The 603-nt window shown below is 41.3% G+C and carries 1 protein-coding gene; it reads left to right on the forward strand.

The features are described 5' to 3' along the window. Nucleotides 1-327 precede the first annotated feature (327 nt). On the forward strand, nucleotides 328-603 hold a 276-nt coding region (locus HLA93_RS22460; protein WP_222196281.1), incomplete at its 3' end, for a hypothetical protein.

Raw genomic sequence — 603 nt, forward strand, 5'->3', positions numbered from 1 at the left:
CTAGTGGGGAAGCTTTGGGGGTGTCTAGGGTGTGAGGAGAGAAATTGTGTGATTGTAATAATTTTTCACATAGTGTATTTTTTTCTCTGGGCCTGGTGGTTTTTCTCCTGTTTTGGAGTTTTCCACGTTAAATTCTGGTGTTGTGTAATTTCTCTATTTTTCTTGTTATTCCTACAAAGGATAGATCCTAGGGGGTGAATTTGGGAGGTCCAAATTCCCAACAACTGGTATCAGAGCCTGGGTTCTTTTTGGTGGGTGCAGCTTTGGTGTGGTAGTGTGGATAAGTATTGTCTAAGGATGTTCTGTCTAGGAGATTGGTTTTTAAGCGTGTCCATTGTGACCCTCCAATCTTTCCTGGGAACTAACTTAGTGAGTATTATTCATTTCTACGGTAAAATTCATCGAGGCAATGTTAGATTTGAAGTGGAGAAATTTGATGGAAGAATCAATTTTGGCTTGTGGCAAGTGCAAGTCATGGATGTTTTGATTAAATCAGGATTACACACAGAAGATTTTGGGGTGTGGACAATCTGGGCACGTCAAGAAAAATTGTCCAAGAGCTGGAGCAGGTTCGGCAAGAGGCTCCAAGTCAGTAAATGGAGA

The organism is Modestobacter italicus (assembly GCF_019799965.1).
GTDB lineage: Bacteria > Actinomycetota > Actinomycetes > Mycobacteriales > Geodermatophilaceae > Modestobacter > Modestobacter italicus_A.